Source organism: Umezawaea sp. NPDC059074 (assembly GCF_042738955.1).
Classification (GTDB): Bacteria; Actinomycetota; Actinomycetes; order Mycobacteriales; family Pseudonocardiaceae; genus Umezawaea.
The window spans coordinates 1-25681 of the sequence record NZ_JBHYHC010000131.1 but is presented as its reverse complement, the minus strand read 5'-3'; the positions used below and the strand labels follow the sequence as shown (position 1 = coordinate 25681).

At 70.9% G+C, this 25681-nt stretch carries 26 protein-coding genes; 6 read left to right on the top strand and 20 right to left on the bottom strand.

The window, feature by feature from the left end; translation table 11 throughout:
- Positions 1–141: 141 nt before the first annotated feature.
- From ACFWW9_RS37570 to rimP, 16 genes are all read right to left on the bottom strand, one after another.
- Complete coding sequence (locus ACFWW9_RS37570) at positions 142–2391, bottom strand: polyribonucleotide nucleotidyltransferase (RefSeq protein WP_390387182.1); 2250 nt, start codon at positions 2389–2391, stop codon at positions 142–144.
- Between the two features lie 287 nt (positions 2392–2678).
- Positions 2679–2948 (bottom strand): 30S ribosomal protein S15, encoded by a 270-nt coding sequence (gene rpsO, locus ACFWW9_RS37565; RefSeq protein ID WP_390387180.1) that lies wholly within the window; start codon positions 2946–2948, stop codon positions 2679–2681.
- A gap of 215 nt (positions 2949–3163) precedes the next feature.
- Positions 3164–3643 carry an XRE family transcriptional regulator gene (locus tag ACFWW9_RS37560; RefSeq protein WP_390387178.1) on the bottom strand — a complete coding sequence of 160 codons (480 nt, stop codon included), beginning with the start codon at positions 3641–3643 and terminating at the stop codon, positions 3164–3166.
- 79 nt (positions 3644–3722) lie between these two features.
- Positions 3723–4682, bottom strand: a complete 960-nt coding sequence (locus tag ACFWW9_RS37555) for a bifunctional riboflavin kinase/FAD synthetase (protein WP_390387176.1) — start codon at positions 4680–4682, stop codon at positions 3723–3725.
- Positions 4683–4753: 71 nt separating this feature from the next.
- Complete coding sequence (locus ACFWW9_RS37550; RefSeq protein ID WP_390387174.1) at positions 4754–6487, bottom strand: tetratricopeptide repeat protein; 1734 nt, start codon at positions 6485–6487, stop codon at positions 4754–4756.
- Between the two features lie 48 nt (positions 6488–6535).
- Entirely contained in the window at positions 6536–6889 is a 354-nt protein-coding gene (locus ACFWW9_RS37545) for a hypothetical protein (protein ID WP_390387172.1), read from the bottom strand.
- A gap of 15 nt (positions 6890–6904) precedes the next feature.
- The gene (gene truB / locus ACFWW9_RS37540) at positions 6905–7813 is read right to left on the bottom strand and encodes a tRNA pseudouridine(55) synthase TruB (protein ID WP_390387170.1); all 909 of its coding nucleotides are present in this window, start codon (positions 7811–7813) and stop codon (positions 6905–6907) included.
- Between the two features lie 11 nt (positions 7814–7824).
- On the bottom strand, positions 7825–9183 hold the full coding sequence (locus tag ACFWW9_RS37535; RefSeq protein WP_390387168.1) for a nitrate/nitrite transporter: 1359 nt from the start codon (positions 9181–9183) through the stop codon (positions 7825–7827).
- A 56-nt stretch (positions 9184–9239) separates the two neighbouring features.
- Positions 9240–10547 carry an MATE family efflux transporter gene (locus tag ACFWW9_RS37530; RefSeq protein ID WP_390387166.1) on the bottom strand — a complete coding sequence of 436 codons (1308 nt, stop codon included), beginning with the start codon at positions 10545–10547 and terminating at the stop codon, positions 9240–9242.
- On the bottom strand, positions 10544–11533 hold the full coding sequence (locus ACFWW9_RS37525; protein WP_390387165.1) for a bifunctional oligoribonuclease/PAP phosphatase NrnA: 990 nt from the start codon (positions 11531–11533) through the stop codon (positions 10544–10546). Before ACFWW9_RS37525 ends, ACFWW9_RS37530 begins: the two co-directional genes overlap by 4 nt.
- A gap of 117 nt (positions 11534–11650) precedes the next feature.
- Positions 11651–12133: a 30S ribosome-binding factor RbfA gene (rbfA, locus tag ACFWW9_RS37520; RefSeq protein WP_390387164.1), complete on the bottom strand. Its 483-nt coding sequence runs from the start codon at positions 12131–12133 to the stop codon at positions 11651–11653.
- Positions 12134–12147: 14 nt separating this feature from the next.
- Positions 12148–12444 carry a DUF503 domain-containing protein gene (locus ACFWW9_RS37515; RefSeq protein WP_390387185.1) on the bottom strand — a complete coding sequence of 99 codons (297 nt, stop codon included), beginning with the start codon at positions 12442–12444 and terminating at the stop codon, positions 12148–12150.
- Positions 12445–12520: 76 nt separating this feature from the next.
- Positions 12521–15649 carry a translation initiation factor IF-2 gene (infB, locus tag ACFWW9_RS37510; RefSeq protein WP_390387163.1) on the bottom strand — a complete coding sequence of 1043 codons (3129 nt, stop codon included), beginning with the start codon at positions 15647–15649 and terminating at the stop codon, positions 12521–12523.
- A 109-nt stretch (positions 15650–15758) separates the two neighbouring features.
- A complete protein-coding gene (locus ACFWW9_RS37505; RefSeq protein ID WP_390387183.1) occupies positions 15759–15968 on the bottom strand; it encodes a YlxR family protein in 210 nt (69 codons plus the stop codon).
- A gap of 127 nt (positions 15969–16095) precedes the next feature.
- A complete protein-coding gene (gene nusA / locus ACFWW9_RS37500; protein WP_390387162.1) occupies positions 16096–17118 on the bottom strand; it encodes a transcription termination factor NusA in 1023 nt (340 codons plus the stop codon).
- Positions 17115–17663 (bottom strand): ribosome maturation factor RimP, encoded by a 549-nt coding sequence (rimP, locus tag ACFWW9_RS37495; RefSeq protein WP_390387161.1) that lies wholly within the window; start codon positions 17661–17663, stop codon positions 17115–17117. The genes nusA and rimP overlap by 4 nt, the downstream gene beginning before the upstream one ends.
- Before the next feature lie 151 nt (positions 17664–17814).
- Here rimP and ACFWW9_RS37490 point away from each other — a divergent pair, with 151 nt between their 5' ends.
- Positions 17815–18267: a hypothetical protein gene (locus ACFWW9_RS37490; RefSeq protein ID WP_390387160.1), complete on the top strand. Its 453-nt coding sequence runs from the start codon at positions 17815–17817 to the stop codon at positions 18265–18267.
- Complete coding sequence (locus ACFWW9_RS37485; RefSeq protein WP_390387159.1) at positions 18264–18731, top strand: ferritin-like domain-containing protein; 468 nt, start codon at positions 18264–18266, stop codon at positions 18729–18731. The genes ACFWW9_RS37490 and ACFWW9_RS37485 overlap by 4 nt, the downstream gene beginning before the upstream one ends.
- A gap of 321 nt (positions 18732–19052) precedes the next feature.
- Here ACFWW9_RS37485 and ACFWW9_RS37480 read toward each other — a convergent pair whose 3' ends face one another.
- From ACFWW9_RS37480 to ACFWW9_RS37470, 3 genes are all read right to left on the bottom strand, one after another.
- The gene (locus tag ACFWW9_RS37480) at positions 19053–19769 is read right to left on the bottom strand and encodes a hypothetical protein (protein ID WP_390387157.1); all 717 of its coding nucleotides are present in this window, start codon (positions 19767–19769) and stop codon (positions 19053–19055) included.
- 91 nt (positions 19770–19860) lie between these two features.
- A complete protein-coding gene (locus tag ACFWW9_RS37475; RefSeq protein ID WP_390387156.1) occupies positions 19861–20868 on the bottom strand; it encodes an aminotransferase class V-fold PLP-dependent enzyme in 1008 nt (335 codons plus the stop codon).
- Between the two features lie 22 nt (positions 20869–20890).
- Positions 20891–21703, bottom strand: coding sequence for an SDR family NAD(P)-dependent oxidoreductase (locus ACFWW9_RS37470; RefSeq protein WP_390387155.1), 813 nt, complete (start codon positions 21701–21703; stop codon positions 20891–20893).
- A gap of 18 nt (positions 21704–21721) precedes the next feature.
- On the opposite strand from ACFWW9_RS37470, the gene ACFWW9_RS37465 reads away from it, so the two are divergent.
- A complete protein-coding gene (locus tag ACFWW9_RS37465) occupies positions 21722–22129 on the top strand; it encodes a YjbQ family protein (protein WP_390387153.1) in 408 nt (135 codons plus the stop codon).
- Here the strand turns inward: ACFWW9_RS37465 and ACFWW9_RS37460 are convergent.
- Positions 22025–23044 carry an ABC transporter permease gene (locus ACFWW9_RS37460; RefSeq protein ID WP_390387152.1) on the bottom strand — a complete coding sequence of 340 codons (1020 nt, stop codon included), beginning with the start codon at positions 23042–23044 and terminating at the stop codon, positions 22025–22027. The two genes, ACFWW9_RS37465 and ACFWW9_RS37460, sit on opposite strands and share 105 nt — an antisense overlap.
- Before the next feature lie 109 nt (positions 23045–23153).
- On the opposite strand from ACFWW9_RS37460, the gene ACFWW9_RS37455 reads away from it, so the two are divergent.
- The 3 genes from ACFWW9_RS37455 to ACFWW9_RS37445 are packed head-to-tail and all read left to right on the top strand — an operon-like array spanning position 23154 to position 25485.
- Complete coding sequence (locus tag ACFWW9_RS37455) at positions 23154–24026, top strand: hypothetical protein (RefSeq protein ID WP_390387151.1); 873 nt, start codon at positions 23154–23156, stop codon at positions 24024–24026.
- Between the two features lie 2 nt (positions 24027–24028).
- Positions 24029–24721, top strand: coding sequence for an HAD family hydrolase (locus ACFWW9_RS37450; RefSeq protein ID WP_390387150.1), 693 nt, complete (start codon positions 24029–24031; stop codon positions 24719–24721).
- Positions 24718–25485, top strand: a complete 768-nt coding sequence (locus tag ACFWW9_RS37445; protein WP_390387149.1) for a class I SAM-dependent methyltransferase — start codon at positions 24718–24720, stop codon at positions 25483–25485. Before ACFWW9_RS37450 ends, ACFWW9_RS37445 begins: the two co-directional genes overlap by 4 nt.
- Positions 25486–25681 lie beyond the last annotated feature (196 nt).

The following is a 25681-nucleotide window of genomic DNA, read 5'->3' as shown; positions in this document are numbered from 1 at the left end:
GCCGCGCTGCCGCGTGGGGGGGTCCCCCGGTTGTTGGTCTGGGCGGGGGTGCTGGTTTTTTGGTGGGTGGGGGGGGGGTGCGTCGCGGGGCGGGCCGGGGTCGCCGTCCACCCCGGCCCCCCGCCGCCATGTCGCTGATCGTCACTGAGCCGCGGACTCCGCGGGAACAGGGGCGTCGGCACCGTCCGCACCGTCGGCCGGAGCGGCCTCGGGAGCCGCGGTCTCCTCGGAGACCACGATGAGGCTGATCTTGCCGCGCTGGTCGATGTCGGCGATCTCCACGCGGAGCTTGTCGCCGACCTTGACCACGTCCTCCACCTTGCCGATGCGCTTGCCGCCACCGAGCTTGGAGATGTGGACCAGGCCGTCACGACCCGGCAGCAGGGAGACGAACGCGCCGAACGCCGCGGTCTTCACCACGGTGCCCAGGAAGCGCTCGCCGACCTTCGGGAGCTGCGGGTTGGCGATCGCGTTGATCATGTCGATCGCCGCTTCGGCCGAGGGGCCGTCCGCCGCGCCGACGTAGATCGTGCCGTCGTCCTCGATCGAGATGTCGGCACCGGTCTGCTCGGTGATCGAGTTGATCATCTTGCCCTTCGGGCCGATGACCTCGCCGATCTTGTCCGTCGGGATCTTCACCGACGTGACGCGAGGGGAGAACGGGCTCATCTCGTCCGGGGCGTCGATGGCCTCGGCCATGACCTCCAGGATGGTCAGCCGCGCGTCGCGCGCCTGGCCCAGCGCCTTGCGGAGCACCTCGGACGGGATGCCGTCCAGCTTGGTGTCCAGCTGGAGCGCGGTCACGAACTCCTTGGTGCCCGCGACCTTGAAGTCCATGTCGCCGAACGCGTCCTCGGCGCCGAGGATGTCGGTGATGGCGACGTAGCGCGTCTCACCGTCGACCTCGTCGGAGACGAGGCCCATCGCGATGCCGGAGACCGGCGCCTTGAGGGGCACACCGGCGTTCAGCAGCGACATCGTCGACGCGCAGACCGAGCCCATCGAGGTGGAGCCGTTGGAGCTCAGCGCCTCAGAGACCTGGCGGATCGCGTAGGGGAACTCGTCGCGCTTGGGCAGCACCGGCATCAACGCCCGCTCGGCGAGCGCGCCGTGGCCGATCTCGCGGCGCTTCGGCGAACCCACTCGGCCGGTCTCACCGGTCGAGTAGGGCGGGAAGTTGTAGTGGTGCAGGTAGCGCTTGTGCGTCTCCGGCGTGAGGGAGTCGATCTGCTGCTCCATGCGGAGCATGTTCAGCGTGGTGACACCCAGGATCTGGGTCTCGCCGCGCTCGAACAGCGCCGAGCCGTGCGCCCTGGGGATCAGCGCGACCTCGGCACCAAGCGAACGGATGTCCGTCAGGCCGCGGCCGTCGATGCGGATGTTGTCCCGCAGGATGCGCTGGCGGACCAGCTTCTTGTTCAGCGAGCGGAACGCCGCGCCGATCTCCTTCTCGCGACCCTCGAACGAGGCGGCGAGCTTCTCCAGCGTGGCGGCCTTGACCTCGTCGATGGCCGCTTCGCGCTCGTGCTTGCCCGACACCGTCAGCGCCTTGGCGAGGTCCGCGGAAGCGGACTCCTCCACGGCGGTGAACGCGTCCGGCTGGTAGGCCGGGTACGTCGGGAACACGCCGGTCTCCTTCGCCGCGACGCGGGCCAGCTCGGCCTGCGCCTCGACGAGGACCTTGATGAACGGCTTCGCGGCCTCGAGACCCGCGGCCACGACCTCCTCGGTGGGGGCGGTCGCGCCCTCGCCGATCAGGTCGATCACGTTGTCGGTGGCCTCGGCCTCGACCATCATGATCGCGACGTCGTCACCGACGACACGGCCGGCGACGACCATGTCGAACACGGCCTTCTCCAGCTGCTCGTAGGTCGGGAACGCGACCCACTGGCCCTCGATGAGGGCGACGCGGACGCCGCCGATCGGGCCGGAGAACGGCAGGCCCGCGAGCTGCGTCGACGCGGACGCGGCGTTGATCGCCACGACGTCGTACAGGTCCTGCGGGTTGAGGCTCATCACCGTGATGACGACCTGGATCTCGTTGCGGAGACCGTCCACGAAGGACGGACGCAGCGGCCGGTCGATCAGGCGGCAGGTCAGGATCGCGTCGGTCGACGGGCGACCCTCGCGGCGGAAGAACGAGCCGGGGATGCGGCCCGCGGCGTACATGCGCTCCTCGACGTCCACCGTGAGGGGGAAGAAGTCGAAGTGCTCCTTGGGGTGCTTCGACGCCGTCGTGGCCGACAGCAGCATGGTCTCGTCGTCCAGGTACGCGACGACGGAACCCGCGGCCTGACGGGCCAGGCGGCCGGTCTCGAAGCGGATGGTGCGGGTGCCGAACTTGCCGTTGTCGATCACGGCGGCGGTCTCGTGGACCTCTACTTCAGTCATGCAGTGAACTCCTCGTTCGTCTTTTGGCCGCAGCGCGCTCGGGCGCGGGATCGCGGTTCGGACGAGGCCGGTCTTCGATCGAAGTCCCCTGGCGTTACGCGAGCGCCCCTTGGCGCTCAGCCCGTCCAGGGAACCACTACCGAGGACCGGCGAACTGGTCGTCCCGTTTCGCGGCGTGCTGGCCCTGTGTGGTTCCTCTTTGGATCTACCCGCTCCGGTTCTACACCGGATCCGGGTCGTACGCCGAGGGGGAGTGACCGGAACCGGTCACTCCCCCTCGGTGCGTGTCAACGACGCAGGCCGAGACGCCCGATGAGCGACCGGTAGCGGTTGATGTCCACCTTCGCGAGGTAGTTGAGCAACCGGCGGCGACGGCCGACCAGCAGCAGCAGCCCGCGACGCGAGTGGTGGTCGTGCTTGTGGGTCCTGAGGTGCCCGGTCAGGTCGCTGATGCGCTTGCTCAGCAGCGCGATCTGGGCCTCGGCGGAGCCGGTGTCCGTGTCGTGGACGCCGTACTCGGTCAGGATGGTCTTCTTCTGGTCAGCGGTCAGTGCCACTAGGTGGTTCTCCTTGTGCGTGTTCGGTTCCGTGCGGCCCCACCAGAGATCCGGATGGGGTTAGTCGGTCGTAGCCGCCACGGAACGCAGCCAGACCCAACTGTCGAGGCTACCAGGCACCCCTCCGTGGAGGACGGTCGGAGTGCTCGACCACACCGCACCGAACCGCGGCACGGGACCAGTGTGGAGCAGGACGGACCCGAGGTCCACCCGTTTTAGCGACCCTTGGCCGCCCGCCGCAGCAGTTCGGCCAGGCCGGGGAAGTCGTCGGCCAGCACGTCCGCGGCCTGCGACAGCTCCCGCCGGTCCACGATCCGGCGCAGGCCCGAGAGCACCATCGCCTCGGTGTCCGCGGCGTTGACCGGCAGCGAGTCGCGGCTCACGGTCGGCTTGGACAGCCGCACGTCCTCCAGCGCCCGCTGGAGCGCGTCCGGCGCTCCGGTCGCCACGTCCGGGGTCAGGACCTTGCGCTCCAGCATGATCATCCGGGCCAGCACGGAGGGGTTGCCGATCTTCGCGCGCCGCCCCGACATGACCTGGCTGAGCATGGGCGCGCTGATCCCCAGCACGTCGGCGAGCTGGGCCTGGGACACGCGGAAGGCGACCACCAGGCGGCGCACCCGGTCGCCCAGGGGCTCCCCGTACCACTCGCGCTGCAACGCGATGTTGCGCTGGACGATCTTGTGGTCCTCCACCCGCAGCGCCTCTCCTTGTCCCGCTTTTACTCTTCCTTGGAGGCATCTTGCCAGGACGGGGGCGTTCGCAAGGGCGCTTTCACCCTTGCGACGCGTCCTGGTCCAACAACGCGCGGACCTTCTCCACGTCGCGGTGCATCTCGACGACGAGCGCGTCGCTGCTGTCGAACTTGAGCTGCCCCCGGACGCGGGTCACGAAGTCGAGCGCCACGCGCTGGCCGTAGAAGTCCTCGTCCACGTCGAGCACGAACGCCTCCACCCGGCGTTCCCGCCCGGAGAAGGTCGGGTTCGTGCCCACCGACACGGCGGCCGGGAGCCTGCGGCCGGACGAGTGCACGAACCAGCAGGCGTAGACGCCGTCCGCCGGGACCGCGGCGAACCGGGTCATCGACAGGTTCGCCGTCGGGAAGCCCAGCTCCTTGCCCCGCCCGTCGCCCCGGACCACGATGCCCTCCAGGCGGTGCGGCCTGCCCAGCGCGGCCGCGGCGGCGGTCACGTCGCCCGCGTCGATGCACGCGCGGATGTAGGTCGAGGAGAACGTCACGGCGTTGTCCCCCGGCTGGGTGTCGGTCACGAGATCCGCTCCTTCGGTGACGAAGCCGAACCTCTGGCCCAGGTGGCGGAGGAGGTCGACGTTGCCCGCGGCCTTCTGGCCGAAGGTGAAGTTCTCGCCCACCACGACGGCCGCCACGTGCAGGCGTTCCACCAGCACCTCGTGGACGAACTCGTCGGCGGGCACGCGGGACAGCTCCAGGGTGAACGGCAGCACGCAGAACGTGTCCACGCCCAGCTGCTCCACCAGTTCGGCACGGCGGCGCAGCGTCGTGAGCTGCGCCGGGTGCGAACCGGGCCGGACGACCTCGGACGGGTGCGGGTCGAAGGTCATCAGGACGCTCGGCACACCCCGCTGGCGGGCCAGCTCGACGGCCCGGCCGATGAGCGCCTGGTGCCCCTTGTGCACCCCGTCGAACACGCCGATGGTCACGACGCAACGACCCCAGCCGCCCGGTAGGTGATCTAGTCCTCGCCAGCGTTGCACGGGCAAGAGCCTACGGCTCCGGCACGGCGGGCCGCTGGTGGCGGGTGGTCACGCCCGCCCGTCGTCGTGATTCAACCGTTCGAGGGATTCTCCCGAAGTATCCGAAGGCGCTCCAGAAGTCGCCCGGCCTCGACCATGATCAAATCACCGGTTCCTGGGACCCCTTGTCCCACCTCGAGCAAGTCCTCGAGCTCGGCGTAAGCCGCGTCGTATTCGTGCTGGCCGAACCAAACGCGAGCAATCCCCCAGTGGACTTCCAGGGTATCCGGATCTTGCGGACCGAGGATGCGTTTCCGGACGCTCAACGCGTGGCTGTAGAACTCGAACGCCTGTGCGTGCAGCCCGCTGAAGAGGCAGAACTCCGCAGCCCGGAATGACGTTCGCGCGAGCACGAGTGCCGGGTGCTCCGAGCCGTCGGAGGCCCGGTCCAGGCCTGCCGTCCACTCCGGCAGCGCGTCGCAGTGCACCAGCAGCGCGTGCCAGTGCCACCAGCTTCCCGGCTTGTCCGGATCCAGCTGTTGGGCGGCGGAGTCCAACAACGCGATGCAGGCCTGCCTGTACGACTGCTCGTCCGACTCGTCAGTTCCACTGCGCATCACGTCTCGCACGACTGGATGCAGCACCGCGCCTTGCTGCTGGACCGGATCGCCGTTCTCGTGGATCAGGAATGGATGGACTATCGGGACCGTGTCCAGCAACTGAAGGTCGCTCAGTCCCTTGAGAGTCGCTCGCAGGCCAGCCGACGTCGGATTCCCAAAAACGGGGGAACGGCTGAGCACGCGATCGTCCAGCAGGAAGTGGGGAACCGGTTCCTGGGCGAACCGTGACAGCAGACGCAACAGCGGCCGGGCCATCGTCAAACCTCGCGCGGTGAGCAGGTCCAACGAAAGCTCCCACGTTCGGTTCAAGAGTTCCCGATCCGGAACACCGTGCGACGCGGTGACCGCCAACTCCGGGATCCAGCTCTCCGGCGACTCCAGATACTCGGCGAACGTTCGGGCAAGTCGCGAACCCGGCAGGTCCGGAGCCTCGCGCGCGACGACGAGATATCGGCCGACGGCCTTGAGCGCGAGCGGCAGGCCGCCCAAGCGCTCGGCGAGTCTGAGAGCGTCGACGACGGTCCCGGCGCACGGAGCGATGTCCTCGAGCAGCGCGGCGCCGTCAGCGGGCTCGAGGACGGCGACCGGACGAAGGGACACCGACGGTCCCCAAGTGTCAGGAGAGTGATCCCGCGTCGTCACCAGCAACGCGCCGCCCTCGCACGGCACTCGCACCCAGCCGGTCCCGTCGCTGACACGAGCACCGGCGGCGGACAGGAGCTGCGCGTCGTCAGCACCGTCGATGACCAGCAACCATGGCTCGGAGAATGCCGTGAGGGCTCGCCACAGGAGGTCGGGAGCCGACGCTTGGCCGGACCAGGCGCGAGCGACGTCCTCGGACTTCGCTCCCGCGTTCAACGCGACTTCGCGCAGTCCATCACCCAAACTCGTCGCGGTGGTCGCGTCGACCCACCACACGACCGAGGACGAGCGCACTTCCCTGACCACGGAGAGAGCGACCGTCGTCTTGCCGTAGCCGCCCGCACCGTGGAGCGCGACGACCCGACCGCCGAGGTGCTCGACCACGTCAGCCACCAGGTCGTCGCGCCCGTAAACCTGAGTGCCCAGCCGTCCGATCGGTGGAGCGATGGAGATGAGTCCCGGCTCCACGGGCCGCTGCTCCAGTCCGACGCGCAGGTCACCGCCCGCTTGGTAGATGCGAGCACCGCCTGATCCCGCGGCGTGCTGGTCGAACGACTCGGTCAAGGGTGCTCATCGCTCCGGACGTGCCTGCAAACAACTGGGAAGAGCATCTTAGGGCTGCGGAGGCTCTTCCACGGTCATGTCCCGACCGGCCTGGTGGATCGTGCTGCCGCCGTGCGCGGTGGCCGTCTGGTTCACGGTCGTGTGGACCGTGCCGATGGAGCCCGACTGGATCAGCGGGCCGCCGACCGGGCCGGGCGCCTCGTTGTGCACCTTCCGGGGTTTCTCCTCCTCAGGAGGTGGCGTGGCCTGCACGCGCAGGGCGGCCACCACCCCCAGGCCGGTGAGGGCCACCACCGCCACCCACGCCCACGGGTCGTCGCGCCACTCGGTCGCCAGGTTGATCGCCACCCCGGTCGCCGACGTGGCCACGCCGGTCACCGCCGGCCACACCCATCTCGCCATGCCCGTCAACGCTAGTCAGCCCGCCGGGGACAGGACTACCACCGACCTGGCCACCCCGTCCTCGTCCTTGGCCAGCGCGACGACGTGACCGTCGGGGCCGAAGACGCCGTAGGTGCCGTCGAACCCGCCCGCGGGGAGGCGCTGGCCGTGGGACAGCGCGACCACCTCGGCCGGGTCGATCTCGCGGCGGGGGAACGCGGTGGCGACGGCCGAGTCCAGGTCGAGGGACAGGCCGGGGTCGGCCTCGAGCTTCTCCAGCGTCCGGGCGACCCGCAGGTCGAACGGGCCGACGCGGGTGCGGCGCAGCGCGGCCAGGTGGCCGCCGACGCCGAGGTCCGCGCCGAGGTCGCGGGCCAGCGCGCGGACGTACGTGCCGGACGAGCACTCGACCATGACGTCCAGCTCGGTCGTCGCGCCCTCGCGGCGGATGGACAGGACGTCGAAGCGGTGCACGGTGACGGGCCGCGGGGGCAGGTCGACCTGCTCGCCGTCGCGGACGCGGGCGTACGCGCGCTTGCCGTCGACCTTGACCGCGCTCACGGCGCTGGGCACCTGCTGGATCGGGCCGGTCAGCTTCGCGACGCCCGCGCGGATGTCGTCCTCGGGCACGGCGGAGGCGTCCACAGTGGACAGCACCTCCCCCTCGGCGTCGTCGGTGGTGGTCGACGAGCCGAGGGAGATCGTGGACAGGTAGGCCTTGCTGTCCAGCGCGAGGTGGCCGAGGAGCTTGGTGGCGCGCTCGATGCCGAGCACGAGGACGCCGGTGGCCATCGGGTCGAGCGTGCCCGCGTGGCCCACCTTGCGGGTGCCGAGGATGCGGCGGACGCGCGCCACCACATCGTGCGAGGTCATGCCGTCCGGCTTGTCGATGACGACCAGGCCGGGCGGGACGGAGGGACGGGGCTGGCGAGGAGTTGCGGACACGAGCGAGGATCTTAGGCTGCGGTGTAGGCGTCCCATCGCCTGAGCCGCAACTGGACCGGCACGTCCTCGCCCCGCGCCTCGGCCTCGAACACCGCCGTGCGCGCCCGACGCCACCAGACGGCCGTCCGCCAGAACCCCAGCAGCAGGGTCGCGCCCATCGACAGGAACGCGATCCGGTACGCCTGGGCCGGTGGCAGGCCGTCGCAGAGGTCGAGCAGGACGCCGACCGCCAGCGCGGACGTCGTGACGGCCGCGAAGCCGCCGACGTTCACCACGCCGGTGGCCGTGCTGACGCGGTGCATCGGGTTGTAGTCGCGGGCGAGCGCGAAGCCGATGCCGGAGATCGGGCCGCCGAGCGACAGCACCAGGAACACCACCACGACGAACGGCGTCGGCACGACACCGCCCGGCCACGCGAGCAGGCCGGTCCAGGCGACGACGGTCGCGCCGAGGAACCAGAGCGCGATCGGCATCCGCAGCTCCGGCTTGCGGGAGATGACCCCGCCGAGGACCGGTCCGGACACGATCGCGCCGACGACCAGCAGGCTGAGCAGCGAACTCGCGCCCGCGCGGGACATCCCCTGCCCCTCCACGAGGTACGGGAAACCCCACAGCAGGCCGAGGACGGCGGGCGTGGACATGGTGGAGAAGTGCGTCCAGAAGCCCAGCCGGGTGCCGGGGACGCGCCACGCCGTGGCGACCTTCCGCAGCACGGTGCGCGCCGACTCCGGCTCCAGCACCGGCACGACGACACCCACGGGCACGTCACGCAGCCTGCGGAACGCCACCAGGGCGTAGGCGCCGGTCACCAGGCCCGCGCACAGGAACGTCCACGTCCACCCGGCGCTGCCGAGCAGCAGCGTCAGCGGGACCGTGGCGACGAGGTTGCCGACGCCGCCGAGCACGGACGAGATCGCGACGATCATCGGGAACCGGCGGGCCGGGAAGTGGGCGGCGGCCAGGCGCAGGACGCTGACCCACGTCATGGCGTCGCCGACGCCGAGGACGGCGCGGGCGGCCAGGCCGAGCGGGTAGGTGTCCGCGAGGGCGAAGAGGGTCTGGCCGAGGCCCATCATCAGGGCGGCGGCGGTGAGGACGCGGCGCGGGCCGAAGCGGTCCACGAGGAGTCCGGTGGGGATCTGCATGAGGGCGTAGAGCCCGATCTGGAGCACTGTGAAGGTGCCCAGCGCGGCGGGTCCTACCCCGAAGCGCTCGCTCGCTTCCAGTCCCGCGACGCCGAGCGACGTGCGGTGGAACAGAGCGGCGATGTAGACGACGATGGCGGTGGTCCAGATCAGCCACGCTTGCTTCGTGGCGCGATCGACCGGCAAGGCACACGCTCCTCCGGGTAGTCGGTCCACCCAGTACATCGGAGATCGTTGCCAAGTGGTAACCAAATGCGGTGGTGCTCCTGCACACATCCCACCTACCGGACCGCGCCCACCACCGACCAGTGCTCCGAGCGGGTGCGCAGCACGAGCGTGACCAGTCGCAGCAGCATGAACAGCGACAACCCGGTCCAGATCCCGACCAGGCCCCAGTCGAACGCCAGCGACAGCCAGATCAGCGGCAGGAACCCGATCCCGGCCGACAGCAGCGTCGCCGTGCGCAGGAAGGCCGCGTCACCGGCCCCGAGCAGCACGCCGTCCAACGCGAACACGACACCCGCGATCGGCTGCAACGCCACGAAGAACCACCACGCGTGCGGGATCTCGGCGAGCACGCCGGGGTCCGTGGTGAACACCTTCGGCAGCACCCCCGCCACGGCGGCGAACACGATCCCCAGCCCGATCCCGAACACCAGCCCGTACCCGGTGATCTGCCACGCGAACCTGCGCGCCTTGACCCGCTCCCCCGCGCCCAGCGCCGCGCCGACGATGGCCTGCGCCGCGATGGCGAGCGAGTCCAGCACCAGCGCGAGGAACATCCACAGCTGGAGCACCACCTGGTGCGCGCCCACGGCGGCGATCGACGTGCGCGCCGCCACCGAGGCAGCGGACACGAAGCACGCCTGGAACGCCAGGCTGCGCACGATCAGGTCCCGTCCCAGCCCCAGTTGGGCGCGCATCAGCGCCGGAACGGGCCTCAACGCCACGTCCTCGGCGAACAGCGCGCGGAAGAACAGGCTCGCGGACACGACCTGCGCCACCACGTTGGCGATGGCGGACCCCTCCAGCCCCAGCCCGACGGGGTAGACCAGCACCGGGCACAACACGGCGGACAACCCGTTGCCCAGCAACACGTACCGCAGCGGCCGAGCGGTCTCCTGCACCCCGCGCATCCACCCGTTGCCCGCCAGCGTCACGAGGATGAACGGAGCCCCGAACAGGGCGATCCGGATCCACCCGACGGCGGCGTCGGCCACCGCCCCGTCACCCGCGAGCAGCCGGGCCACCGGCCCGGCGAGCACCTGCCCCAAGGCGATCAGCAGGACACCGACGCCCAGGGCCAGCCAGGTGGCCTGGACGCCCTCCTCCACGGCCTCCTTGCGCCGCCCCGCGCCGTGCAACCGCGCGGCGCGGGACGTCGTGCCGTAGGCGAGGAACGTGAGCTGGGCGGCGACCTGCGACAGGATCACGCCGCCCAACGCCAACCCTGCCAGCGGCAAGGCCCCCAGGTGCCCCACCACGGCCGTGTCGACCAGGACGTAGAGCGGTTCGGCTGCCAGGACGCCCAGTGCCGGGACGGCCAAGGCCAGCACCCGCCGGGGCGGGACGCGGTCGTTGTCGGTCACGCGCGCGACAGCGCTTCCACGAGGTCGGCCAGCACCTGCTCGGCGGGCCCCTTCGCGGTGAACCCGGCGGCCCGCCGATGCCCGCCACCACCCAGGAGCTGGGCGATCTCGCGCACGTCGACCTTGCTGATCGACCGCAACGACACCGACCACGTCTGGGGCCGCAACTCCTTCAGCACGGCGGCCACCTCGGCCTCCTGGGCCGTGCGGATCAGGTCCACCACGCTCTCCACCTCCTCCGGCCGCAGGCCCCTGGAGTCGTCGAGCGTGACCACCGCGTGCACCAGTCCCAGCCCGTGGGCGGCCTCCTGGTCCAAAGTGGTCCGACCGAGGACCTTGGCCAGCATGTTCAAGTACCCGAACGGGTGGCTGTCCATCAACGGCCGCGCCACGGCCTCCGCGTCCACCCCGGCGTCGATCAGCCGGGCGGCCACCAGGTGGGTCGACGCGCTGGCGTGCCGGAACGACCGGGTGTCGGTGACCAGACCCGCGTAGACGCAGCGGGCGATCGGCTCGTCGACCTCCACGCCCAGCACGTCCAGGAGGCGCAGCACGACCAGCGCGGTCGCCTCGGCCTCGTCGTCGACGACGTTGACGGTCCCGAAACCGGGGTTCGACACGTGGTGGTCGAGCACCACGACCTGGCCACCGGCCTCGCTCGTGGCGCCCACCCGGTTGCCCAGCGGTCCGAGCCTGCCCACGCTGCCCGCGTCCAACGCCACCAGCACCGGCGGCACGGCGGGCACCTCGCCCGCGGGCACGAGCAGCCCCGCGACGTCCAGCCCCCGCAGGGTCTCCGGCACCTCGGCGGGCGCTCCGAAGGAGACCCGAACAGCCGCACCGCGCCGGTGCAGGGCCAGTCCCAGCGCCAACGCGCTCCCCAGCGCGTCCGCGTCGGGGTTCACGTGGGCCAGCAGCGTGACATCGGGGGCGGTCGCGAGGACGGCGGCGGCCGCGGCCAGCTCGGCAGTCAAGTCTTGGGGCACCGCGACACGGTAACTCCGCCACCCGGCTCGGTGCCGCCGAAATCTGTGCAGGTGGTCACTCGCGGCGGGTACGACAACGGGCCGACCCCTCCAGGGATCGGCCCGTCACCACATGGCTCAACTCTTCGACGAGTCCTCGTCCACGAGGTCGTCGTCCTCGGCGTCGGCTTCGCGCGGCGCCTTGTACGGGTCCGCCTCACCGGCGGGCTCGGCGCCGATCGCGATCTTCGCGACCTTCTCGTCCCGGTGGCGAGCCCTGGCGAGCAGCTCCTCCATCCGCCGGGCCTCGTCCGGCACCGTGTCCGTCATGAAGGCGAGGGTCGGCGTGAACCGCACCCCGGTCTGCGCCCCCACCATGCTGCGGAGCACGCCCTTGGCGCTCTCCAGCGCCATGGCGGCCCCGGCGTAATCCGGCTCGGAGTCCAACTTCTCACCAAGGACGGTGTAGTACACGACGGCGTCGTGCAGGTCGCCGGTCACCTTGGTGTCGGTGATGGTCACCCGAGCGAGCCGCGGGTCCTTGACCTCGTGTTCGATCGCCGACGCGACGATCTGCGAGATCCGCTTGGCGAGCTTGCGAGCCCGTGCCTGATCGGCCACGGCGTTCTCCTCTTTTACTCGTCCTCCGACCCAAGCAACCTGTGCTTGGCGGAGAGCAGTTCAACCTCGGGTCGGCAGGCCACCAGTCGTTCGCAGGAGGTCAGCAGATCCCTGACATGGGAGGCGTCCGCCGCGACGACCGCCACCCCGATCAACGCGCGGCGGTGCAGGTCCAGATGACCGGCTTCGGCCGCGGAGACCTCGAACTTGCGCCGCAGTTCCGCCACGACGGGCCGGACCACGGAACGCTTTTCCTTCAACGAGTGGACGTCGCCGAGCAACAGGTCCAGCTCGAGTGATCCTACGAACACGGGCATCACCACGGGGGTAGCGGGCAAAGGTGCGGGGCCGCCCGGAAGGACGGCCCCGCACCTGCACCCTCGACTATCAGGCGCGGGGCTTCTCGCGCATCTCGAAGGTCTCGACGATGTCGCCGACCTTCAAGTCGCTGTAGTTGCCCAACGTCAGACCACACTCGAAGCCCTCGCGGACCTCGGTCGCGTCGTCCTTGAACCGCCGCAGCGAGCTGATCGGCAGGTTCTCCTGGATGACGTTGTTGTCGCGCAGCAGGCGGGCCCGCGCGTTGCGGCGGATCTCGCCCGACAGCACCATGCAACCCGCGATCGTGCCGACCTTGGAGGACTTGAACACGTCGCGGACTTCCGCGCGGCCCAGCTGAACCTCTTCGTACTCCGGCTTGAGCATGCCCTTGAGGGCCGCTTCGATCTCGTCGATCGCCTGGTAGATCACCGTGTAGTAGCGGACGTCGATGCCCTCGCGGTTGGCCAGCTCGGTGGCCTTGCCCTCCGCACGGACGTTGAAGCCCAACACGATGACGTTGTCGGCGATGGCGAGGTTGATGTCGCCCTCGGTGACGCCACCGACGCCGCGGTGGATGACCCGCAGCTCGACGTCGTCGCCGACCTCGATCTTCATGAGCGCGTCCTCGAGTGCCTCGACGGTACCCGAGTTGTCGCCCTTGATGATCAGGTTGAGCTGGTTCGTCTCCTTCAGAGCCGCGTCCAGGTCCTCGAGGCTGACCCGCTTGCGCTTGGAGGCGTTCATGGCGTTGCGCTGGCGTGCCTGGCGGCGCTCGGCGATCTGGCGGGCCACGCGGTCCTCGTCGACGACGAGGAACGTGTCACCGGCGCCGGGCACCGAGGTCAGGCCGATGACCTGCACCGGGCGGGACGGGGTCGCCTCGATGACGTCCACGTTGTGCTCGTCGACCATCCGACGGACACGGCCGTAGGCGCCACCGGCGACGATCGAGTCGCCGACGCGGAGCGTGCCGCGCTGGACCAGGACGGTGGCAACCGGACCACGGCCGCGGTCGAGGTGCGCCTCGATGGCGACACCCTGCGCTTCCATGTTCGGGTTGGCCCGCAGGTCGAGCGAGGCGTCGGCGGTCAACAGGATGGCCTCGAGGAGACCGTCGATGTTGATGCCCTGCTTCGCCGAGATGTCGACGAACATGGTGTCGCCACCGTATTCCTCGGCCACCAGGTTGTACTCGGTGAGCTGCTGCCGGATCTTGTCCGGGTTCGCGCCCTCCTTGTCGATCTTGTTCACCGCGACCACGATCGGCGCGCCTGCCGCCTGGGCGTGGTTGATCGCCTCGACCGTCTGCGGCATGACGCCGTCGTCGGCCGCGACCACGATGACCGCGATGTCCGTGGACGTCGCGCCACGGGCACGCATGGCGGTGAACGCCTCGTGACCGGGGGTGTCGATGAAGGTGATGAGGCGCTCGTTGCCCTCGAGCTCGGTCCGCACCTGGTAGGCGCCGATGTGCTGGGTGATGCCACCGGCCTCGCCCTCGTGCACCTTCGTCTTGCGGATGGTGTCGAGGAGGCGAGTCTTACCGTGGTCGACGTGGCCCATGACGGTGACGACCGGCGGTCGGATGACCAGGTCCTCCTCGCCACCGGCGTCGTCGCCGTAGGTGATGTCGAACGTGCCCAGCAGGTCGCGGTCCTCTTCCTCGGGGGAGACGACCTGGACCTGGTAGTTCATCTCGGAGCCGAGCAGCTCCAGGATCTCGTCCGACACGGACTGCGTGGCCGTGACCATCTCACCGAGGTGGAACAGCACCTGCACCAGCGAGGCCGGGTTGGCGTTGATCTTGTCGGCGAAGTCGGTCAGCGACGCGCCGCGGGGCAGACGGACGACCTCGCCGGAACCCTTCGGCAGGCGAACGCCGCCGACCGAGGGTGCCTGCATGTTGTCCATGTACTCCTGGCGCTTCTGGCGCTTGGACTTGCGTCCACGGCGCGCGGGGCCACCGGGGCGACCGAAGGCGCCCGCCGTGCCACCACGACCGGCACCGCCACCACCGGGACGACCGCGGAAACCGCCGCCACCACCGGCCGGGGCACCGCCGCCGCCACCGGGGCGGAAGCCGCCACCGCCGCCACCGCCACCGCCGCCACCACCGGCGCCGCCGGGACGGAAGCCACCGCCGCCGCCACCGCCGCCACCGGGACGGAAGCCGCCACCGGCGCCACCGCCGCCACCGGGACGACCGCCACCGCCGCCACCGCCACCGGGACGGCCACCGCCGCCACCAGGGCTGGGACGACCGCCGCCACCACCGGGGCGGGGAGCGGGCGCCGGACGACCGGGCATCATGCCGGGGTTCGGGCGAGGAGGCATCGAGCCGGGGTTCGGACGGGGGCCGCCGGAACCGGCGGAACCGCCGGGACGGGGACCGGCCGGACGGCTGTCGCCGGGCTTGGACGAGGGACGGCGGTCGTTCGAGCCACCGCTGTCGCGCTCACCCTGGTTGCCGCCACCGGGCTGGCCACCACCGGGCTGGCCGCCCGGACGCGGGCCGGACGGACGCGGCGCGGGTGCGCCACCGCCGACGCCGAACGGGTTGTTGCCGGGCCGCGGCGGACGGGGTCCGGCGGGCTTCGGCGACTGCGGCTTCGGCGGAACCACGGACGGGCTCTGCTGGGCCGCGGGCTGCGCGGGCTGCTGCTGCGGCACGACGCGCGGGCCCGGACGGGGACCGGCGGGGCGCTGCGGCTGCTGCTGCGCGGGGGACGGCGCGGGCGCCGACGGGGCCTGCGCGGCGGCCGCGGGAGCCACCGGGGCCTGGGGCTGCTGGACCTTCGCCGCAGGGGCGACCGGAGCGGGCGCGGGGGCAGCGACCGGCTGCGGCGCGGGCTTCGGGGCCGGGGGCTTCGGACCGGGCATCGGGCCGGGACGGCCGGGGACCGGACCGGGGCGACCGGGCACGGCGGGCTTGGCGTCGGACCTGGAGTCCGACGTCGACTGGACGGACGGGGCCGGCGCGGGGGCCGACGGCTTCGGCGGGCCGGGACGGCCTGCCGGCTTCGGCTTCGCATCGGTCTTCGAGTAGGCGTCCCTCAGACGGCGGGCCACCGGGGCCTCGACCGTGGAGGACGCGGACTTCACGTACTCGCCCTGGTCGGCGAGCTTCGTGAGCACTTCCTTGCTGGTGACGCCGAGCTCTTTCGCGAGCTCGTGCACACGGGCCTTCCCTGCCACTGGACTCCTCTGTTGATGAGGCCGGCGGCAGTCCCGTCGACCTCGTCTTAACGTCGCGCGTTCATGTCTTCAGCTTCACGGCTGACTCATGACGGGTCGACCTGCTTCCCTACTCCTCGCCGCGGGACGTTCCCGCGGCCTTCTCATGCTGCTCGAGGTGCTCGCGCACGCGATCGACGGCGAGCGGACCCTGGACCCTGAGGGCCCTGGGGAACGCTCGTCGCCGTTCGGCGTTCGTGAGGCAATCGAGATCAAGGTGCAACCAAGCGCCCCGACCCGGCAACCGTCGGCGGGTGTCCGGGACCAGGGTCCCGTCCACCACCACCACGCGCAGCAGCTCGGAGGGCAACGTCCGAGCGCGGCATCCAATGCACGTACGAGCTGGGCCGATGTGCGTTGCAACCGATCCCCGACGTTCAACCACTGAGTAGTCTATCCCCTACAGCTCATTCAGCCGAACCGGACGCGGTCGCCCCGGCGGGTGCGGAGGGCGCCGCTTCGGCGTCACTGCGGATGTCGATGCGCCATCCGGTCAGCCGCGCGGCGAGCCGCGCGTTCTGGCCCTCCTTGCCGATGGCGAGCGACAACTGGAAGTCCGGCACCACGACGCGCGCCGTCTTCGCACGCTCGTCGAGCACCGTGACAGACACAACCTTGGCCGGTGACAAGGCATTCCCGACGAACGTGGCCGGGTCGTCCGAGTGGTCGATGATGTCGATCTTCTCGCCCGCCAGCTCGCTCATGACGTTGCGGACGCGGGCTCCCATGGGCCCGATGCAGGCGCCCTTGGCGTTGACGCCGGACACGGTCGACTTCACCGCGATCTTCGAACGGTGACCCGCCTCACGTGCCACCGCGGGGATCTCCACGGTGCCGTCCGCGATCTCCGGGACCTCGAGGGCGAACAGCCGCCGCACGAGGTTCGGGTGCGTCCGGGACAGGGTGATCTGCGGGCCGCGCGCGCCGCGCGAGACGCCGACGACGTAGCACTTGAGCCGCGAGCCGTGCTCGTAGGTCTCGCCGGACACCTGCTCGGCCGGGGGCAGCACGCCCTCGGTGTCACCCACCTGGACGACGACCATCCCGCGGGCGTTCGCGCGGGCGTCGCGCTGGACGACGCCGCCGATGATCTCGCCCTCCTTCGCGGAGAACTCGCCGAAGGTGCGCTCGTGCTCGGCGTCGCGCAGGCGCTGGAGGATCACCTGGCGGGCGGTGGTCGCGGCGATGCGGCCGAAGCCCTCGGGGGTGTCGTCCCACTCGTCGGCGACGCCGCCGTCGGGCGAGAGGTCCTGGGCCAGCACGCGGACGGCGCCGGTCTTCTTGTCGATCTCCACGCGGGAGTGCGCGTGGTGGCCCTCGGTGTGCTTGTAGGCCGTCAGGAGCGCGGTCTCGATTGCTTCCAGCACGACCTCGAAGGGGATGTCCTTGTCCCGTTCGATCGCGCGGAGAGCAGCGATGTCGACGTTCACCTCGACTCCTCCTTCGATTCGGTTGCGGTGTCGTCGTCGTGCTGTCCGGGTTCGAGCAGGGACAGCTCCGCGACGGGGGCGGGCTTGAACTCGATCTCCACGACGGCGCGTTCGATCGCGCGGTACTCGACGCGGCGCAGCTCGCCCTTGACCAGCAGGACGACCCCGTCGTCGTCGGCCTGGCCGACGCGGCCGAACCACTCGACGGAGTCGGGCTGCTTGACCTTGACGAGCCGCAGCTTCGCGCGCCGCCAGTGGCGGGGCTTCGTGAGCGGGCGGTCGGCGCCAGGAGACGTGACTTCGAGCGTGTACGGACCTGCCATCAGGTGGTCGACTTCGTCGAGCGCGGCGGCGACGGCGCGGCTGGCCTGGGCCACCTCGTCCAGTCCGATGCCGTGCTCGGCGTCCACGACCACCTTGACCAGCCTGCGACGCCCAGCCTGATGCACGTCGAGCAGTTCCAGGTCGAAGCCGATGGCCGCGACCGCCTCCTGCACGACGGGTTCTAGCTGCGCGGCGAGGTCTCCGCGCGGCGGGCTGGACATTTGGTTACTCCCAGAAGTCTCAGGATGCAGTACACGGGCATGGGAACCCCGGCCGACGCTGCACTCGCCGGTCGTGGTCGCTCAGACTATCTCGTTCGGAGACCTTCCACGGCCACCGTCGATCACGGCGGCTCTGGCAGGATCGGTACACGTGATCGCCGAATCCCGTGGTCCGCTGCTCAGCCGACGCCGGGTGCTGCTCGCCGCAGCTTCCGCGCCGTTGGCAGTCGCGTGCACCACACCGCCGCCCGCTCCCCCGCCGCCCGACCCGTTGGCCGAGTTGGCGGTTCAAGCACGCGCGGACGCCGCGCTGGCGACCGCGGCCGGGGCGTCCGAGGTCGCCGACGCCCGTGCCGAGCACGCGAAGCTGTTGCAGGCGGAGGTGGATCGTGCGCGGCCCAGTGGGCCGTCGTCGTCTGCTGCTCCGGCCAGCACGTCCACGCCTCCTCCGCCGTCTGGTGCGACGCCGGATGAGGTGGTGGCGGCTCTCAATGCCGCGCAGAAGGCGGGGACGGAGCTTCTGGCTACCGTGCCCAGTTATCGGGCGGGGTTGCTCGGGTCCGTTGTCGCGGGGTGCGCCAGCCTGGTGGAGGCCATGTCATGAGTCAGCCGTCTTCCGCTGCTGCGGGTAAGCCGACCGGGGACGCGGTGCAGGCCGTGCAGGACGCGTTGGCCGCGGAGCACGCGGCTGTGTGGACGTATGGGCTGGTCAGCGCGTTTATTCGGCAGGGGGATCAGACTGCTGAGGGGGCGAACGCTCATCGGGCTCGGCGGGATGCCACGGAGCGGTTGCTGCGGGACGCGTCTACTGAGCCGGTGCCGCCTGCGGCTGCTTATCTGCCGCCTGCGCCGGTGACGGATTCGGGGTCTGCCATTGCGGCGTTGGTGGCGGTGGAGTTGGACGGGTGTGTGGCTTGGCGAGGGGTGTTGGAGCGTACTGAGGATGCTGACCTGCGGCGTAGTGCGTTGGATGCGTTGACCGCTAGTGCGGTGCGGGTGACTCGGTGGCGGAAGACGGGTGGGCTGTCGCCGGTGTCGTTGGCGATGCCGGGGACGGCGGTGGGGTAGCTGGGCGGCCTTTGGGTTGCGGGTCTGTTCGACCACAAGCCTTTGGCGACGGCCGGCTTGACTTGGGGCCCCTAGATTTGAGCCTTAGTCGGGCCAAAACGGCAGGTGGAGAAGCCGGAAGCCCGACTAATTTTAAGGCTCAAATCCCCCAAGTAAAGCCGGCCTCTCAACAGCAGACGCGTGCCAGTAGGAAGTCACACGGCAGGTGTGTTCGGTCAGGCAGTCACACGGCTGGTGTGCTCGGTCAGGCAGTCACACAGCCGTCGCTTGCGGCCGTCGATTGCGGCCGTCGATTGCGGCCGTCGCTCACAAGGGGGTCTGTCAGCCCGTCATGTCGTCTGCTAGGCGGAAGGCGTCGGTGCTGATGCGCTTCATCAGCTTGTTGTGCTCCGCCTCGTCCGGGCCGTGCTTGACGGTGTCCGTTTCGACGATGACGACCTTGCGGTCCTCCAGCTTGGAGGAGAAGCCGCCGGACGCGAGCTTCTTCAGGTCGGGGACCGTCGCCACGCCCTCCAGGACGAGGTCGTTCACGTTGCCGGTGCCGTCGCGGCTGGTCAGTTCCTTGAGCTGGGCGGCTTCCGGGGCGGTCCGCATGGTCACGACCGACACGGACGTGTACGCGGTGCGGCCGTCGTCGAGGGTCGTGGTGAAGAGCTGGCGGACCAGCTTCTCGCACGGGTTCTTCGCGAGGAAGTCCTTGGTGGCGCTGTAGGCGTGGTCGGCGCACTCGGTGACCTTGAGCGGCGCGGGCACCTGCTCTGACTTGGCGAACTCGAACTCGCCCTTCGGGGCGGTCGAGGTCGTCGCGGCCGGGGTCGTCTTGTCTGGGCCGCTGGTGGAGTCGATCAGCAGCCACACCAGCGCGGCCACCAGCGCGACGGCGACTAGGCCGAGCGCCTTGAACGGCAGGGCGCGCTGCTGGGGCGGGCGCGGTGGCTGCTGCTGAGGCGGTGGAGGCTGGTACCCCATGGCGTTCGTGGCCATCAGCGAGTCGAGCTTGCCGATCTCCGAACGCCACAGCGGGGCAGTGTCATTCACCCCTGGGGGATGAATCCTGGGGAGCTGCTGCGTCACCTCTTCGGGTGACTCCTTGGGGGCCGACACAGGACGAAACGGTATCCGACGACGGTCACGAGAGCGCTTTGAGCACGATTTCGACGTCGTCGAACGTGGTGTACAGGTGGCAGCCGAGCCGGACCTTGCCCGCGCGGACGCTGGCGGTCACACCGGCCTTGACCAGGCGTTCCTTCGCGTTCGGGCGGTCGATGGCGATGATCGCGGAGTTCGTGGGCGGCAGGTCGAGACCGGTGAGGATTTCGTTCGCCATCCCGATGTCGTGGGCGCGCACCGCAGCCAGGTCCTGTGACGCGAGCCACGGCAGGGCGACCGCCGCGCCGACCTGCGCCAGCCAGACGGGTGACGTGTCCAGTGCTCGCGCGGAGGACGCCAAGCGGAGCGGCAGGCCGTAGACCGTGGCCCACGGGTCCTCCCCCGCGTACCAGTTGGCGTTCACCGGGATCGCGGTCTCCAGCGCCTCGGGCCGGGCGGCCAGCCACGCCGTCCCGCGGGGCGACAGCAGCCACTTGTAGCCCGCCGCGACCACCCAGTGGGCCCAGCCGACGTCCAGGGGCAGCCAGCCGAGGGCCTGCGTGGCGTCCAGCAGCACCGGCACGCCGGTCGCGCGAAGCCCGTCCAGGTCGGCGATCCGACCGTCGGCGGACTGCACGACGCTGACCGCCACCAGGTCGTGGCCGTCCGCGGCCGACGCCAGCTCGTCCAGCTCCACCTCGGTGACGGTGTGGCCGAGCGCCGCGAACGGGAACGTGAGGCTGGTGAACTCGCCGCGCGCCACCAGCACCCGCGAGCCGCGCGGCAGGCTCGCCGCCACGACCGCCACGAGCTGCGACACGGACGTCCCGATGGCGACCTGCTCGACGGGCATCCCGACGAGCCGTCCGAACGCCTCGCGGGCCGTCGCCACGCTCGCGTCGAACACCGGCGGCTGGTCCGCGCCGCTCGCCCACCGCCGCACGGCCTCCCCGACCGCGTCGGCCACCGCCTTCGGCGGGATCCCGATGCTGGGGCTGTTGAAGTAGCCCAGCGGAACGTCGAACTCCCCACCGAACGCGGTACGCATGGGACCGACACTACCCACCGGTTCACGCCATCCGCAGCACGTTCCTCGTCACCCGCTGGGCCGCGTCCGAGCAGAGGAAGGCGATCACGTCGGCCACCTCGCCCGCCTCGGCCACGCTGAACCGGGACCGCACCTCGTCGCTGATCCAGCCGGTGTCGGTGACCGGCGGGTGCACGACGTTCGAGGTGATCCCGTGGCCCAGCAGCTCGGCGCCGGCGGACATGGCGTAGTTCTCCAGCGCCGCCTTGGCCGCGCCGTAGGACACCTCGCTCGGGAACCCCTGGGGGCTGCCGGAGGTGAGGCTGACGATCCGGCCCCAGTTGCCGCCGCGCGCGATGTGCCGCCGGGCGAACTCGGCGATGAGCAGGGCCGTGGCGCGGGCGTCGACGGCGAACTGCGCGTCGAACGTGCCGCTGGTGACCGGCCGCAGTGCGCGGCCGAGCTGGTCGGTGTCCTCGGTGAGGAACGTGTCCTGCACCCACCCGGAGGCGTTGTTGATCAGCACGTCGACCGGCCCGAAGACCCGTTCCGCCTCGTCGAACAGCTGGGCCGCGGTCTCCGGACGGGCCAGGTCGGCCTCCACGGCGTGCGCGCGGCCGCCCAGCGCGGTGATGACCTCGACGACCTCGTCCGCGCCGGAGTTGCGGCTGGTGAAGTAGGCCTCCGGCGTGCTCGGGTCGGGGTCGGGCTGGTAGCGCAGGAACGTGATCAGGACGTTGATCCCCTGCTGGGCCAGCGCTTTCGCGGTGGCGGCTCCGATGCCCTGGTTGGCGCCGGTGACGACGGCGGTGTGGATCATGCCGACGATCGTGCCCCACCGGTGCGCCGGTCGCACCCGCATTACCGTGGACGGGTGCGCAGCGAAGAGATCGAGATCAGGACGGGCTCGGAGGAGGTCGTCCACGACCTGACCTCCGCCGCCGAGCGGTTCCTCGCGGACGTGGACGGCGACGGCCTGCTCCACGTGTGGGTGCCGCACGCGACGGCGGGCCTCGCCGTGCTGGAGACGGGCGCGGGCAGCGACGACGACCTGCTCGCGGCGTTGCGGAAGCTGCTGCCCGCCGACGACCGGTGGCGGCACCGGCACGGCAGCCACGGCCACGGTCGTGACCACGTGCTCCCCGCGCTGGTGCCGCCGTACGCGACGATCCCGGTGCTAGGCGGTGTGCTGGCGCTCGGCACGTGGCAGTCGATCTGCCTCGTCGACACCAACGTCGACAACCCCGTCCGCAAGGTCCGCTTCAGCTTCCTTGCCGGGTAGCAGCACCACGGCGAGGCCGACGACCGCCATCACGCCGAACACCCACAGGGCGGTGGCGTTCACGTCGCCGCCCTGGAGCAGGTCGCGCAGGGTCTCGCTGGAGAAGCGGAACGGCGTCCACGACCACAGCAGCGCCCGGTAGGTCGGGTCGAGCAGTTCCGGCGACTGGCCCGCGACGGCCGGGGCCATCAGGTACAGCGGCCCGAGCACGGCCATGGCCCGCACCCCGAGCAGCCGGAACAGCCCGGCCTGGAGCAGCGCGAACGCCGCGGCCACCAGCGCGAGGAAGCCGAGCACGTCGGCACCGAGCGGCAGGGTGGAGTCCCACAGCCGCAGCAGGCCCACGACCACGCCGACGCTCAGCACGGTCGCGGTGGCGACCCCCAGCAGCCGTGCGCCGGGCCCGCTCCTCTTGGCCAGCACGGTGAACAGCCCGCCCGCGGCGAGCCCGGCGATCCACAGCAGCGCGCTCGCGGCCAGCGGGGCCGTGCGGCCCGCGGCGCTCGCCGGGTTCAGCGTCACCACGTCGGCCTTCAGCCCGAGGCTCTGCGCGACCCCGCCGAGCACCTGCTGGGCGACCTGCGTGCCGGACGGGTTGACCGCGCCCGACAGCACGACGCCCGCCCGACCGGGCGCCAGTTCCAGCACGCCGTAGACCTCGTCGGACGCCAGCAGCGCGCGGGCGTCGGCCGGGGTCGCCACCCGCCAGGCGACCTCGTCGGACGGGGTGCCCGCCAGCTGGTCGCCGACGGCCTTGAGCTGCGGTGGGGCGTCCGCGGCGACCGCCACGGCGAGGGGAACGCCGTGCGGGTGGGCGGTCGCCTGCACGCCGAACGTGAGCAGGCCGAGCACGAGCGCGACCACGGCTCCGGCGACGGCCGCGAGCACGGCCAGGACGGCAGGGCGCTGAGCCATGACGACTCCTCGATCTCATCGAACGTTGAATTATTGGCCGAAGGCTACGTCCGCCGCGGCAAAAAAGTCAACGCACGATGAATTAACGTCCAGGAGGTAGGTTCGGACCGTGACGCATCCAGGGGACGGGCAGGGCGGTTGGGGAGGCCAGCAGGGCGGCTGGGGGCAGCCCCAGTACCCGCCGACCGGTGGCTTCCCCCAGCAGCAGTCGCAGTACGGCGGTCTCGGCGTGTTCTCCGGCGGCCCGCCCACGCCGCCGAAGCGGTCCCGGTGGCCGATCATCGCGGCCGTCGTCCTGCTCGTGCTGGTGGCGGGCGGCGTGACCGCGTTCCTGGTCACGCGCAAGTCCGACGACCAGGCCGTCACGACGGTGTCCACGCCGAAGACCACCTCGCCGGACCCGACCACGTCCGCGAAGACCGCGGCGGCCTGCGAGGCGCACGCGGCGGGCTGGAACTGCCTGAAGGTCACCGCGCTCGCGGTCAGCTACGACGCGCCCGAGGCGTGGAAGCCGTACGACTTCAGCGGCCCCATCGAGGGCATGGACGCGAAGCTGATCGGCATCACGACCTACGGCGACTACGACTGCGGCGGCAAGACCTACAACCGCGGCAACGCGGGCGGCGTCCTCGTGGACAAGGCCGATCCCGGCGCGACGGCGAAGGACATCGCCGCCAAGCTGAGCGCCCAGTACTACAAGTCCGGCACCGCGACCCCCGCCATCGGCGAGCCGAAACCGTTGACGATCAAGGGAACGGCGTTGACCGGCGTGCAGGTCGACTCGGTCGTGACCACGACCGGCAACGACTGCCTGGCGACCAAGGGCGCCATCAAGGTGGCCGTGTTCCAGGGCGAGAAGAACATGCTGGTGTTCATGTCCAACGGCGACCTGGAGGGCGGCCCGTCCAGCGCGCCCGCCCCGGTCCGCGACGGCGACCTCCAGGCCGTGATCGACTCCATCAAGCCGCTGAAGCAGGGGTGAGCGTGAAGACGCTGGTGCTGTGGGACATCGACCAGACCCTCGTCAACGCGAAGGGCGTGGGCCACAGCTGGTACCAGGTGGCGCTGCACGCGGCCACGGGCGTGGAACTGGCCCACGTCCCCAGCTTCCCCGGCCGCACCGAGATGGCGATCTCCCGCGAACTCCTCACCCTCCACGACCTCGACCCGACCGACGAGCTGATCGCCGCCCTGCACCGCGAGCTCATCGCCGTGGCGGACCGCGAACACCCCCTCCTCACCACCAGGGGCCACGTCCTCGCGGGCGCCGCGGAAGTGCTGGAAGCGTTGGCGGACAAGCCGGACGTGGTGCAGAGCGTCGTCACCGGCAACCTCGTGGAGATCGCCAGGTACAAGCTCGCCGCCTACGGTCTGGACCCGCACGTCGACTTCGAGATCGGCGGCTACGGCTCGCTCTCCGACCAGCGCCCGGCCCTGGTGGTCGAGGCGATCCGGCTGGCCGCGGAGAAGCACGGCCACGACTTCCCGGTGGACCACGTGGTGGTCATCGGCGACACCCCGCTCGACATCGCCGCGGCCCTGCACCACGGGGCCACGGCGATCGGCGTGGCCACCGGCCGCTTCACCGTCGACGAGCTGCGCGAAGCGGGCGCCACGGTCGTGCTGGCGGACCTGTCCGACACGGAGGCCGTGCTGGCGGCCATCCTGGGCACGTGACCAGAGAACCCCTCCGCGCCATCTTCGGCGAGGACCCGGACCGCTACGACCGCGCCCGCCCCACGTACCCGCCCGCCCTGTTCGCGGACCTCCCGCCGGGTGACCGCGTCCTGGAGATCGGCGCGGGCACCGGCCAGGCCACGCTCCCGTTGGCGCGGCAGGGCCGCCACGTCACCGCGGTCGAACTCAGCCCGCCCATGGCGGCCGTGGCCACCCGCAACCTCGCGGCCTTCCGCAACGCCGAGGTCGTGGCGGCCCCGTTCGAGGAGTGGCCGCTGCCAGCGGAACCGTTCGACCTGGTCCTGTCCGCGACGGCGTTCCACTGGATCGACCCGGCGATCCGCGTGGCGAAGTCGGCGGACGCCCTCCGCCCCGGCGGTTCCCTGGCCGTCATCTCGACCCACCACGTCCTGGGCGGCACGACCGACTTCTTCGTCGACGTCCAGCGCTGCTACGAGCGCTTCGACCCCGACACCCCGCCGAACCTGCGCCAGCAGCCAGCGGCCGACATCCCCAGGGACAGCACGGAGTTCGACGCCTCGGGCCGCTTCGGCCCGGTGACCTTCCACGGCTACCCGTGGGAACAGACCTACACCACGGACGAGTACCTGGACCTGCTGCTCACCTACTCGAACCACCGGGCCCTGCCCCCGGCGCAGCAGTCCGGCCTGCTGGCGTGCATCGGCTCCCTGATCGACAGCCACGGCGGCACGGTCACCAAGGCGTACCTGACCCTGATGGCCACGGCCCACCGCACCACCTGAACAACCCCAGCCAGCACCCAGGTCACCAACCACCCCGACCACCCTGCCCTCAACCCCAAAGCGGACGCACGCAACCAGGGCGGCACCCAGACCCCCCTCCCCACCCCGATCCGAAGCGCCTTCGCACCCGCTTTGTCTTGTCAAGGCATCTTTCCCGCCTTGACAAGACAAAGCGGGTGTTGAAATAATTGCGCGA

Bases quoted from the DNA above. Each gene is read 5' to 3' on its own strand.
- ACFWW9_RS37570 (WP_390387182.1), bottom strand. From the start codon at position 2,391: ATGACTGAAGTAGAGGTCCACGAGACCGCCGCCGTGATCGACAACGGC.
- ACFWW9_RS37545 (WP_390387172.1), bottom strand. From the start codon at position 6,889: ATGGCGAGATGGGTGTGGCCGGCGGTGACCGGCGTGGCCACGTCGGCG.
- ACFWW9_RS37535 (WP_390387168.1), bottom strand. From the start codon at position 9,183: ATGTACTGGGTGGACCGACTACCCGGAGGAGCGTGTGCCTTGCCGGTC.
- rimP (WP_390387161.1), bottom strand. From the start codon at position 17,663: ATGTCCAGCCCGCCGCGCGGAGACCTCGCCGCGCAGCTAGAACCCGTC.
- ACFWW9_RS37485 (WP_390387159.1), top strand. From the start codon at position 18,264: ATGAGTCAGCCGTCTTCCGCTGCTGCGGGTAAGCCGACCGGGGACGCG.
- ACFWW9_RS37475 (WP_390387156.1), bottom strand. From the start codon at position 20,868: ATGCGTACCGCGTTCGGTGGGGAGTTCGACGTTCCGCTGGGCTACTTC.
- ACFWW9_RS37460 (WP_390387152.1), bottom strand. From the start codon at position 23,044: ATGGCTCAGCGCCCTGCCGTCCTGGCCGTGCTCGCGGCCGTCGCCGGA.